The organism is Alphaproteobacteria bacterium, from assembly GCA_025210155.1.
GTDB lineage: Bacteria > Pseudomonadota > Alphaproteobacteria > Rs-D84 > CASDRH01 > JAOASE01.
This window is the reverse complement of the sequence record JAOASE010000006.1, coordinates 91,365-103,602: the sequence shown is the minus strand read 5'-3', so window position 1 is coordinate 103,602 and position 12,238 is coordinate 91,365. Positions and strand designations below refer to the sequence as shown.

12 protein-coding genes are annotated in these 12,238 nt (G+C 30.0%); 6 read left to right on the top strand and 6 right to left on the bottom strand.

Annotation, left to right across the window (positions count from 1 at the left end):
- The first annotated feature begins 53 nt into the window (after positions 1 to 53).
- Together N4A44_02160 and N4A44_02155 are read left to right on the top strand one after the other, a co-directional pair.
- Positions 54 to 1,274 (top strand): hypothetical protein, encoded by a 1,221-nt coding sequence (locus tag N4A44_02160; GenBank protein ID MCT4552447.1) that lies wholly within the window; start codon positions 54 to 56, stop codon positions 1,272 to 1,274.
- Between the two features lie 27 nt (positions 1,275 to 1,301).
- Positions 1,302 to 2,708, top strand: a complete 1,407-nt coding sequence (locus N4A44_02155) for a hypothetical protein (GenBank protein MCT4552446.1) — start codon at positions 1,302 to 1,304, stop codon at positions 2,706 to 2,708.
- A 57-nt stretch (positions 2,709 to 2,765) separates the two neighbouring features.
- Here N4A44_02155 and efp read toward each other — a convergent pair whose 3' ends face one another.
- On the bottom strand, positions 2,766 to 3,329 hold the full coding sequence (gene efp, locus N4A44_02150; GenBank protein ID MCT4552445.1) for an elongation factor P: 564 nt from the start codon (positions 3,327 to 3,329) through the stop codon (positions 2,766 to 2,768).
- Between the two features lie 143 nt (positions 3,330 to 3,472).
- On the opposite strand from efp, the gene N4A44_02145 reads away from it, so the two are divergent.
- Positions 3,473 to 3,931 carry a hypothetical protein gene (locus tag N4A44_02145; protein MCT4552444.1) on the top strand — a complete coding sequence of 153 codons (459 nt, stop codon included), beginning with the start codon at positions 3,473 to 3,475 and terminating at the stop codon, positions 3,929 to 3,931.
- A 5-nt stretch (positions 3,932 to 3,936) separates the two neighbouring features.
- Here the strand turns inward: N4A44_02145 and N4A44_02140 are convergent, their stop codons facing one another.
- Complete coding sequence (locus tag N4A44_02140) at positions 3,937 to 4,248, bottom strand: hypothetical protein (protein MCT4552443.1); 312 nt, start codon at positions 4,246 to 4,248, stop codon at positions 3,937 to 3,939.
- An 85-nt stretch (positions 4,249 to 4,333) separates the two neighbouring features.
- On the opposite strand from N4A44_02140, the gene priA reads away from it, so the two are divergent.
- Entirely contained in the window at positions 4,334 to 6,553 is a 2,220-nt protein-coding gene (priA, locus tag N4A44_02135; GenBank protein ID MCT4552442.1) for a primosomal protein N', read from the top strand.
- Positions 6,554 to 6,572: 19 nt separating this feature from the next.
- Entirely contained in the window at positions 6,573 to 7,865 is a 1,293-nt protein-coding gene (locus N4A44_02130; GenBank protein MCT4552441.1) for a serine hydroxymethyltransferase, read from the top strand.
- 23 nt (positions 7,866 to 7,888) lie between these two features.
- Here N4A44_02130 and N4A44_02125 read toward each other — a convergent pair whose 3' ends face one another.
- Entirely contained in the window at positions 7,889 to 8,638 is a 750-nt protein-coding gene (locus tag N4A44_02125) for a hypothetical protein (protein MCT4552440.1), read from the bottom strand.
- Positions 8,639 to 8,692: 54 nt separating this feature from the next.
- Between N4A44_02125 and prmC the strand changes: the two genes are divergently transcribed.
- The gene (gene prmC / locus N4A44_02120; GenBank protein MCT4552439.1) at positions 8,693 to 9,565 is read left to right on the top strand and encodes a peptide chain release factor N(5)-glutamine methyltransferase; all 873 of its coding nucleotides are present in this window, start codon (positions 8,693 to 8,695) and stop codon (positions 9,563 to 9,565) included.
- A 3-nt stretch (positions 9,566 to 9,568) separates the two neighbouring features.
- On the opposite strand, the gene rpe is transcribed toward prmC, so the two are convergent.
- Genes rpe through N4A44_02105 form a run of 3 tightly spaced genes read right to left on the bottom strand, consistent with a single transcriptional unit; the run spans position 9,569 to position 12,225 of the window.
- Positions 9,569 to 10,243, bottom strand: coding sequence for a ribulose-phosphate 3-epimerase (gene rpe / locus N4A44_02115; protein MCT4552438.1), 675 nt, complete (start codon positions 10,241 to 10,243; stop codon positions 9,569 to 9,571).
- Positions 10,244 to 10,259: 16 nt separating this feature from the next.
- A complete protein-coding gene (gene ftsA, locus N4A44_02110) occupies positions 10,260 to 11,522 on the bottom strand; it encodes a cell division protein FtsA (protein MCT4552437.1) in 1,263 nt (420 codons plus the stop codon).
- A 4-nt stretch (positions 11,523 to 11,526) separates the two neighbouring features.
- The gene (locus tag N4A44_02105; GenBank protein ID MCT4552436.1) at positions 11,527 to 12,225 is read right to left on the bottom strand and encodes an FtsQ-type POTRA domain-containing protein; all 699 of its coding nucleotides are present in this window, start codon (positions 12,223 to 12,225) and stop codon (positions 11,527 to 11,529) included.
- Positions 12,226 to 12,238 lie beyond the last annotated feature (13 nt).

Genomic DNA, 12,238 nt, shown 5'->3' with positions numbered 1-12,238 from the left:
GTATTGAAAAATATGTTAAAATATATCATTCTTATAAGAAGGGATATTTAGAAATGAAAAAAGTTTTATATGTATCATTATCTGTAATGATGTTGCTATCTATGGCAAGCACATCTTATTCTAGAGGTAAAAGAACAAACTCTTACGCAAGAAGTAGAGTTTCTGCAACAAATGTTTTCACCAATGAGGTTGAGAAAAAACAAATGGGTTGTGGAGATGCACTTCTTTACTGTTATACTCAGCAAGATTGTGAGGCTCAAGGTGGTCTTTGGCAAACAAAGTGGACAAAGACAAATCCAAACGACTCAAGTAATCCAACGGAAACTATTACAGAATGGGTTAATCCACAGGGTAAAACTATCTATGGAATGTGTTTTCCAAAGAACGTTAATGGTGTAGAACAAGAAGATACAGAGCATGTTTGTTCTGCGGAAACTCCAATATATTGTGGAACAGAAGAAGCTTGTGTTAACGTTGGTTTAGTATGGAGCGATGTTATCCCTTCAAGTAAATGTCAAACAAGACAGGCTTTATGTGAAGCTAATGGAGCAGGAACTTGGATTAACGGACAATGTTCTTGTGGCGTGAATTTTGTATTTTCAGAAGAAGAGCATATATGTAAAGAGGCGGCAGAAGTTTTTTACTGCACAGATCAAAGGTCAGAAGCTTTAATGTCTATTAATAACACTATTTCAAATCTTCAAGAAATTCTTTGGTATAAAAAAGAAGTTGCAGATGTGAAAAAAGATTACAAAGACATGGATAAAAAAGCAAAAACTATGCAAGCTACAGCTATAATTTCTGGAACTACTGCTGTAGCAGCAACTACTTGGGCAACAATTTCAGTAACAAAAAATATTGCAATTAAAAAATGTTTATGTAGCTCAGATTATAGAAATAAGAAGAAACCTAAATGTGATAGATTATTAAGCACAGCTCATGCAGAATGGGATGAAAATGGCATTCTTTCTAAATGGAATGGAAAAGATGTAACATCTTCAATGCTTCAAACTATGTGTAAAAAGAAGTATACTAATAAGTCTTCTAAGACTTCAAAAGCTTCTCAAAAGACTAAAGCTCCAGAAGAGAAAAAAGAGAAAACTTCAAAAGTAAAAGATCCTAAGGAGAAAAAAGGACTATTTTCAGGTAAAAGAAAGTCTAAGGAAGAAACAAGTAAAGATAACTCTAAAAATTTAGATAAAGATATATTCGAACAAAATCAACAGTTCGAAGAAGAATTAATGAAAGATCTTAATATGGATTACCCAATATAATTTATATTCGTTAAAGGAAGATAGATAATGAAAAAAATAATATTAACAACAATAAGCTGCATTTTTTCTTTACAAACATTTGCATTAGCAGAAGTAACAAGAAGCAATTTTAATTCCATTCTAAGTGAGAATGGAGATATTTCCTCTGCTAGTAGTAAAGACGAAATTGAGGATCATATATCAAGATTAAGTGAATTATCTGCGTTTGTAAATTCTTACGATGATGAATGCGAGAGATCTGATCAAAAAGATTTAGAGTACATTTCAACAAAGTTAAATAATGATAATGAAGAAATTTCTTCGGATTTAGCATTCCTGAAATCTCAATATGAAAATTATAGTAGAAAGTTAGGTAGAGCAGAAAAGAAATATAAAAATAATAAGGGTGTCACTATAGCAGCAACAGCTCTAACTGCAGTAGGTACAGGTGTTATAGTTACTACTGGAGAGTCTAATAAGGCAATGAGGGGCATGAAGTCTGTTAATTTAGTTAAGTGTAAGAAAAAAGGTAGATATTGGTTACAACACAAAACAGCCTGTAAGCTAGCTATAGGGCAAGAGGGGTTAGAAGCTAAAACTGAAGAACCTAAAACGTGTGAAGATTTATTAGCAGCTGGAGGTTCAGGAGTTCTATCTTATAGGCTTAATGCTAAAGACCCACATAGTCCTGTCGATAAGAAATGGACAACATCGAAAGATGGGAATGTTTATTGGGTAGCCAGATATTTAAGAAAGTTATGTCCTGAACCAAAAACTCCATTAATAGAAAAAGATGGAAAGGTTTTATATGAATCTAAAGATGGAAAATATAAGGGGAAATTTGAAATTTCAACTTCAAAAGAACAAACTCTATCAAAAGAAGGTAAAGAGATTTCTGACAAATTAAAATCTAATGGATTAACTATTGGAAAAGAGAAATCAATCCAGACAGAAAAATCCAATCCAACGGAAGCTGTTAAAGAAAAGTTTAAAAAATGGGGAATCGAAGATGATAATAAACTAGGCAAATTCAGTGTTGATAAAACTATGGGAAAAACAATCGTTAACTATTCTCTTGAAGAAATAGAAAATTATAAATTTAACGTTGAAGAGATGGGAAGTGGCTCCCCAAAATCAGTGTCGGAAATGAAGGTTGGTCAGTTTATAAAAATCCATTTCGCTTCAGGAGCTACAAAAATTAAGGCTGGAGATATGAATTTAACAAATTTACAAAATCTTCCTTCGGGTTATTATATTATAACGGGAGCTGCTGATGGTGGAAAAACTCCTAATAATCAGAAATTAGCAAACGATAGAGCTCAGGCAGCAATAGATGTTGTAAATAATAATTCATCAAATAAAGATATAAAATTAGATAAAGAAATATATATATCTGAAAAAAACAATCCATCTAATAGATATGTGGAAATAAAGAGAGAAGCAAAGAAGGATTAAATAAAAATAACCTCCCAATTGGGAGGTTTTATTTTCTCTATCTTAATATAAAAAGAATTACTTAGCTCTTTCTATATAAGTAAGATCTTCAGTATTAACAACAATCTTTTCACCAGCATCAATAAATGGAGGGACCATAACTCTCAATCCATTAGTCAATGTAGCAGGTTTGTTTGAACTGGCAGCAGTTTGACCTTTAACAACAGCTTCTGTTTCCTCAATTTCACAAACAACAGATTTAGGTAGTTCAATACCAATTGGATTTCCTTCAATGAATTGAACATGAACTTGCATACCATCTTCTAATAAAGGAAGTGAGCCTCCTAAAACATCTTTAGCTAGATTAAATTGTTCATAAGTGTTGTTGTCCATTAAGACTAGATCATCCCCTTCAGAGAATAGGTATTGACATTGCTTACTTTCATTCATAAGTTTTTCAACACTTTCGTTAGTTCTAAATCTAGTTTCTTTTTTTATTCCAGTTTTAACATTTCTCATTTCCACTTGAATAAATGCACCACCTTTACCAGGTTTTATAGTATAAGTTTTCAACACAGAGTATTGAGCACCTTCAAATTCTATGATATTGCCTTTGTTAAGTCTTCCAGCATCCATTTTCATAATAGCACCTCTAATAGTTAGTTTTAATTTCAATAAACAATACAAAATAAGAAAGGAAAAATCAAGACAATAACCAAAAGCGGCTTTACTTTTAATAAATTTTTATATAGCATATATTAAAACAACGGAGGGGAATGTATAAGATGATTTTAAGTAAATTAATTTATAAGAAAATTTCTTTAATAATTATTCCTTTAAATTTATTTTTTTATTCTGTTTCATCTGCTTCAGAAATTCATTGTCTAACTTCATCAGAAGAAGAGTTGATTAAGACAAGGGTTCTGAAGGATAATTTACTATTTGCTATAAGAAATTGTGATTTTTCAAAAGAAGAGTTGGTATATATAACCTTTTTTGAAAACTTCTTTAAATCCCAAGATATTAAGCTAATAAATATGTATAAAAGTTTATATGGGAAGTATTATAAAAAACATTTAAATAATTTTATAACAGAAAATTCAAATCAAGCATCAATAAAATATAGCTATAACAATTCTGAGTTTTGTAATTCATATAAACTGATAATTTCAAAGTCGAATACTCAAGAATTAAGAAATAGATTAACGAAATTTAAATTAGCAAAACAGAATGGTTGTGAATAAATAATTTATTCCCAGTTTAAATCAACATGAGGCTTTTCATTTTCCCTATCTTCATTTTGAATATATTCTAATTTAAGTTCAGAGTCTGGTTCATCCCATAATGATTTATTAACATTAAGTTGAAATTTTCCACCTCTAGGAGATATTTTTTCTCTGCCGAATTCAATTTCATCTGGATCTTCAGTTTGTAAAAATATAGAAGCAATTCCATTCGCTATTTCTTTTTCTTCTTCATAATCTGAACGAGCAGGTCTATTGCTAATATTCAAAAATATTATTGCAACAAACATTGATAAAATCAATTTTTTGAATTTCATAATTTCCTCCTTTTATTTTAATAAAAGATGTTATATTATATCATAAATCACCGTGATTAAAAAGATAAAAAGGTTCTTCTTTAAAATGGAAATATTCAATAGAAAATCAAAAAATATACTACTACCTTTGAATCTGGAAAAAGGTTATGATTATCTTTTGCCTATTCATATTTCAGATTTGCAAGAAGGTAGTTTGGTTCAAGTACCACTTAGAAACAAAAAAGAGTTTGGCATAGTCCTATCAGCTGCAGTTGATAATTTACCCGAAAAGAAAATGAAAGAAGTTGAAAGGGTGTTTGATAAGTTACCAACTTTTTCCAAACAATTTTTAGACTTTATATCTTGGGTTTCTAATTACACTGTTTCAAAAATAGGAAATGTGTTTAAAATGTCTATACCCGTTAAGGAGGTATTTGAAGAAGCTAAGCAAGAAAGGTTTTATGGATTTGCAAAATCTGGGATTCCGCAGGGATTTAGAATGACTAATTCAAGAAGGTCCGTGATAGATTTATTTGAAACTGAAGGTGAAGGTCTTTATTATACTATATCGGAACTATCTCAAAAAACAGGAGCCTCAACTCAAGTTGTAAAAGAAATGGAGAAGGCAGGCTGTTTTGATATCAAGTTTGAAGATATAAAACCCGAGATCCAAAATATAAGTTATGATAAGGAATTCACTCTTAATGAAAGTCAGGATTCAGCGGTTAAATTTATATGTGAAGAAGCAAAGAATGGTTTTTCTCCCATCCTTTTAGATGGTGTTACAGGTTCAGGAAAGACGGAAGTTTATTTTAAGGTTATAGATGAAATTCTATCAAAAAATAGTGAAAACCAAACATTAATAATGTTGCCAGAAATCTCTCTAACGGGACAGTTTTTAAAGAAATTTAATAAAAGATTTGGTTGCAAGCCAGTTCTTTGGCATTCTTCATTAACACCATCCCAAAGAAAAAAGAATTGGCTAGCAATAGCAGGTGGAGAAGCTAAAGTTGTAGTTGGCACAAGGTCCGCATTGTTTTTACCTTTTCACAAATTATCTCTAATTATAGTCGATGAAGAGCATGATGGATCATTTAAACAAGAAGAAAATGTTGTTTATCACGGAAGGGATATGGCTGTAGTAAGAGCTAAATTCGAAAGTATTCCAATAGTCTTAGCTTCAGCAACGCCATCTCTAGAGACAATAGCTAACGTTCAAACAGGTAAATTTAAGGAGGTAAAACTTCATTCAAGATTTGGTAAGGCTATAATGCCGGATATAAGTCTTTGTGATTTAAGATCTGATAAGCCCATTAAGGAAGAGTGGGGCAATAGCTATTTATCTCCTAGTTCAATAAAAAAGATAGAAGATAAGTTAAGAAGAAATGAACAGATTATGTTATTTCTTAATAGAAGAGGTTATGCTCCTTTAGCTATATGTAAGGATTGTGGTCATAAAGAAAAATGCCCTAATTGCGATGTGCATTTAACGGCTCACGGAAAAGAAAATCCAATGTTGAAATGTCATCATTGTGGATATTTTTCAAGAATAAGAAATGTTTGCTCAGAATGTGAGGCAAAAGATAGTTTCACATTATATGGTATTGGCATAGAAAGGTTAGCAGAAGAAGTTGCTAATAGATACCCAACTAAAAAGGTTGCTATATTATCTTCAGACACTCTAAATACAACTAAAAAACTTTACGAAACTATAGAGGAAATAGAAAAGGGAAATATCGACATAATAATAGGTACGCAAATTTTTGCAAAAGGTCATCACTTTCCTAATTTAACTTTAGTTATAGTTGTGGATGGAGACATGGGGTTAACAGGTGCTGATATAAGAGCTGGTGAAAAAACATTTGCATTACTTAGCCAGGTTTCCGGAAGAGCCGGAAGAGGTGAAAAATCAGGGGAAGTCGTAATACAGACTTTTCAGCCGGAAAATAAAGTCATGCAAGCCCTGCTTAAAAATGATAGAGAAGAGTTCCTTAATTTAGAAGTATCAGAAAGGAAGCTTCTATCTATGCCTCCATTTGGTAGGCTAGCAGCAGTTATCCTTACTTCAAAAGATCAGGGTGCCTTAGATGTTTTCGCAAATCAACTTGCAAGGGAAATACCAAGATCTTCAGATAGTAAATATATGATATTAGGCCCAGTTGATGCTCCTATTGCTTTTATAAAAGGAAATCATAGAAAAAGATTTTTAATAAAAACAGAAAAAAGGTTGAATATTCAGCAATTAATAATAAACTGGACTTCTAGTTTAAAGATACCTAATTCAATAAAATTAAAGATAGACATTGACCCGCATAATTTTATGTAGTTTAAGTGAGGTGCTAAGTATGAGTTATAAAAAAGACCAAATTATATTCGATTTAATAGAAAAAGAGCAGATTCGACAGGAAAATGTTATAGAGATGATAGCTTCGGAAAACATTGTTTCTAAGCAAGTTCAGGAAGCTTGTGGTTCTATATTAACAAATAAATATGCAGAAGGTTATCCTTCAAAAAGATATTATGCAGGTTGTGGTGAAATAGATAAAATTGAAGCTCTTGCTATAGAAAGAGCTAAGGAATTATTTGAATGTAAATTCGCAAATGTACAACCTCATTCTGGAGCCTCTGCAAATCTAGCAGTATTATTTGCATGTTGTGAATATTTTAAATGCAAACCTCAAGATTTAAAAGTATTGGGAATGTCTCTAGATGCAGGAGGGCATTTAACTCATGGTGCAAGACCAACTATATCAGGAAAATGGTTCAAATCATATAATTATGGTTTGGATGAAAGCTTCTTAATAGATTATGATTTTATAGAAAAAGAAATAGAAGATTATTCATCTCTTCCAAAAGATGTTAAAAAAGGTTTTGTTGTTATTCTGGGTGGATCTGCCTACACAAGGGATATAGATTATAAAAGAATTAGAAATAAAATTAATTCATTACAAAAATTAGATAAGGAAATATTGTTGTTTGTGGATATGGCTCATTTTGCTGGGCTAGTTGCAGGAAAGCAATTAGAAAATCCATGTAAATACGCTGATATAGTTTCAACAACTACTCATAAGACGCTAAGAGGTCCTAGAGGTGGAATGATATTATCTAATGATGAGTCTATTGCCAAGTTCATAGATAAGGCTATTTTCCCAGGTTGCCAAGGGGGTCCGCTGGAACACATAATAGCTGGAAAAGCGGTTTCATTCTATGAGGCGCTACAACCAGAATTTAAAGAATATTCAAAGCAAGTTATTTTAAATAACAAAGCATTTTGTGATAAGTTAAAAGAAGAAGATGTAAATCTTGTATCAGATAGATCTGATAATCATATCTGTTTGGTCGATCTAAAAAGCTATGGGGTTTCAGGATCTGAAATGGAAGATTTGCTAACAGAGGTTGGTATTATCTGTAATAAAAATTCAGTATTTGGTGACAAATCTCCTATGAACCCTAATGGTATTAGATTGGGAACTCCAGCTTGTACAACAAGGGGATTTAAAGAGGAAGATATGGTTTTAATAGCAAATATAATATCTAGGTTAATAAAAGCTAAAAGCAAAGAAAGCTTAGATGATAAATTAATAAAAGAAAGTAAAGATTTAGTTTCTGAGTTATGTAAAAAATACCCTCACTTTTAATGAGGGTATTTAATTATCTCAATCTATTCAAATCCTATTTGGAAGTATCCACCACCTCTGCAAATTTCCTTGGCTTTTTGTTGATTTATAGGCAAGCTGTTTTCTTGAAATTCTTCTTCCCAAGAAAAGTAATGTCCATTAACACCAACCCATGCGCTACCAATATAGCTGTCTTCCCAACGAGATAAAATTAAGGCCTCACATATATAGTTAGGTAATCCAGAATACGTTATTCTAAAATATTTATGTTTGAAATTGTCTCCTACAGAGTCAACGCTAATAAGTCCGCCAAATCTATTTATAGCGACTTGTCCCCAAGGTCTAACAACATTCTTTTTAATTCCATTTTCAGTAACTATAGTGCCTTCCTTTTGATATCCTACAGGAGATATAAGTACTTCAGGTATAATTTTACTATTTATAGCTGATAAAGTAGTTAGTCCTTCGTATGTATTTTTCTTACTATTGAAAAGCTCTCTAACATTTTGTTTGATTATGTGAATTTCTTGAACTGTTTCAAATATATCAGTTCTAAGCTTTTTCATTTTGCTTTGAGCAGTATTAATTATTTTCTGCTTTTTTTCTATTTCCAGCTTATATTTTTCTTCCATAGCTTCATAATTATCTATCTCCTCAGATATTTTAGTTTCTTCTCTGTAGATAGATTTTTGAGTTTCGCTTTGAGCTAAGGCAAACTTTAAAAACACCATAGTAGCGCAGGCTGTACATATAGTAACAACAATCTTAAAGTGTGAATTTATCTTGTTTTTCATAATAAAACCTATATTATATATTCAATTAATATAAGAAAAGTATAGCACAAAAATATGACAAAGACAATTAAAAGCTTGCAAAAAAAAATAGCAGAAAAGTTATCGCCTATATCAAAAGAAGAGGCTTCTTTAGAAAGTAAAATTATTCTATCTTATATTTTGGGTATAAAAGAAAATGAATTATTTTTATTTGGAAAAAAGAAGCTTTCTATTCTTCAAAAAATAAAATTAAATATATTTCTTAAAAAGAGATTGAGAGGAATTCCTCTATATAAAATTATAGGCAGAAAGGAATTTTATAATTCTGAATTTATAACTACAAAAAATGTTCTAGATCCAAGATCTGAAACTGAAATTTTAGTAGATGATATAGTCTCAAAAAATGATAAGAAAAAACCTCTTTCAATATTAGAGTTTGGAGTTGGTAGTGGATGTATAATGTTATCACTATTAAAACACTTCAAAAATGCAAAAGGCTTGGGTTTTGATATCTCTAAAAAGGCTGTTAAGATTGCTAACAAAAATTCAAATTTATTAAAAGTTTCTGATAGATTTTTGTTGAAAAATAAATCTTGGAATTATCTTTCAGATAAGGATTTTGATAAAGATCAAAAGTTTGATTTGATAATTTCAAACCCTCCTTATATAAAATCTGGAGATGTAAAAGATCTTCAATTGGAAGTTAAAAAGTATGATCCTATGTTTGCATTGGATGGTGGTAATGATGGGTTGAACTGCTATAGAGATATAGCTAAAGTTATAAAGGATCTGGATTTGTTATCGGATTCGACTGGAAAAATATATCTTGAGATCGGAGGGGGGCAAGAATCTGATATCGAAGAGATTTTCTCAAATAACGGTTTTAAATTAGAAGAAACAATTAAAGATTTTTCTGATATAATCAGAATATTAATATTTTCTAAATAAAATTTATCTCAATTCTTTTATTGATTTTTCATAGTCTTTTGATGAAAAGATATAGCTGCCAGCAACAAGTATATTAGCTCCGGCATCTTTTAAAGATTTCATGTTTTTATCATTCACTCCACCATCAACTTCTATAGTTATTTTAGATTTTAATTCATCTAATATATTCCTAATATTTTTAACGGTATTTATCGTTTCTTTTTTAAATTTTTGACCAGAAAAACCAGGGGTAACACCCATAACCAAAACATTATCAATTAGCTCATGGTTTTCCTTTAAGAATTTATCCATTTTTTTAAAAGAAGTTTCGGGTTTAATAACTACTCCAGCTTTGAATTTTAACTTCTTTATTAGTTCCAAAGCTTCTAATGGTTTTTCAGCTTCAAGATGAATTGTTATAATTCCTTTTTTAAATTTTTTAGATATATTGTTGATAAAATCAATTGGCTTTTTAACCATAAGATGAACATCTAAAATTTTATTTGATTTCTTGTTTAGTACATCTATTATGCTCAATGGTAAAGATACGTTTGGGACAAATATTCCATCCATTATATCAACATGAATCATTTCACAAGAGGTTTTGTTTATTAGTTTTATTTCTTTTTCAAGATTTAAAGTATCTGCCGCAAATATAGAAGGAGATATTTGAATTTTTTGTTTTCTTTTTTTGAACATATTAAAACCTCCAAAGTTAAAAGTTATCGTCAATCCACTTTTTAACTTTTGCTAAAATCTTAGATTTAAGACTTTCTTTCTTTTCTAATTCATATTCATGAATGCTTTTATATTCTATCAATCCGAATAAAGAAGCAAACATAGGATCCGACAATTCTTCTATAGGAGTTGAAAACTTATTATAAGCAATTTTAGAAACAGGTTTGCCTAATATTTCTTCAGCTAAATCCTTCATGCCATTTAAATTTGCACCGCCGCCAGTCATAAGTATTTTACTTATAGGGGCAAGAGCATGCCTGCTTTCTAAATAAGTTCTAACATAGTTAAAGATTTCTTCAACTCTAGGTCTTATGATATTACAAATATCACCTTTAGATACTGTTGAAATCTCTTTTTGATTTGTATCTGTTAAAGATGTAATGTTTACATTATTTGTAAAGTCATTCTCAGATATTTCGACAGAACCATATAGATTTTTAATTCTCTCAGCCTCTTTTTTATCAGTGTTCAAAACCTTGGCAATATCAATAGTTATATATTCACTACCAAGAGGTAATTGAACTAAGTGGAGTAATAAATCTTTAGAAAACATTGCAATAGATACATTTGAAGCTCCTATGTCTAGAACAATATAGTTTCCAACAGAATGATTTATACTTTCCATACAAGCTAGGCCCGATGAATATGCAGATGTTGTAATTGCCTTAACATCAATCATGCATCCCTTAATAAGGTTGTTGATATTTTGTAATGCAAATCTATTTGTGTAAACAATGTTATATTTTATCTGAAGTTGACTACCATACAAACCAATTGGAGAACCTTTAATTTCATTCCCGTCAAGCCTATATTCAACAGGTATTATATGAAGTATTTTATTTTCATCATTCTCAAAACTAGATAGATCAATTTTTCTAAAAGCATGATTTAAATCATAGTTAGAAACTTTTTTTCCAAAGGTTATTTCGCTTAAAACATTAACTAATTTTGTTTTAGGTTTTAATAAACTAGAGGTGATAAAAGCTTCTTCTATTTTAGTTCCTGATTCATCTTCTGCCTTTTTAATAGCTGATTGGATAGAATTCTTAAATTTCTTTATATCTGTAATTCTATTTCTATCCATTCCAAGATTTTTATTTTGACCAAATCCTAATATTGCACTAGTCTTTTTTTCTTCGTCAAAATCTCCAACAAAACATGATATGGTAGAAGTTCCTATTTCTATTCCAGAAATAAGATTAGAAGATGTTTCGTTTTTTTTCTTCCCATAATAAATCATTCTATTACCTAATTATCCAATCAGAATTTCTTGCATCTATTTCATTAACATTTCTTTTTAAAAAATCTCTTTCAACATCCATTTTTTCAAGCCTTTTTAAGGTGCTTAAAACCTCTTCTTCAGGAAGTTTTATAAGTATTGTGTTATCAAAGCTTTTAAGTTTTATATCATATCTTCTATTAGATATTTTTTTAATTGAAAGAACTTTTTCTTTTATATATTTGCTTTGATCAAGAATTGAAAAGAATTCTTTTAAGTTAGAAGGAGGGATTCTATTTTCAACAAGTATAAAATCGGTGTGAGAAAATTTTATAGGATAATTTATTACAGACCCATCTTCCTCAATAAACAAGAATTTACCATTTCTTTTCCAAACTGCGAAAGGAACTTTTTCTATAAACGTCATTATAATTTGATCTGGAAACTTTTTTCTAACAGATACATTCTTAACCCAACCAAGGTTTAATAAATCTTCTTTAAGATATTCAATATCTATATCTTCCATATTCATACCAATGAATTTAGAAATCTTTTTCTCAACATCTTCTATTGGGAAGTCCTTAACATTGTTGATATCGACTTTTTCAAATCTATAGATCTCTTTTTCCTTAGCTTCCTCAAAAGAAATAATACCTATCACAAAGGATGATAGAGCAACTATACTTAAAAAAAATGTTTTAATATTAAAATTTTTATATATCATGAATATATTATAT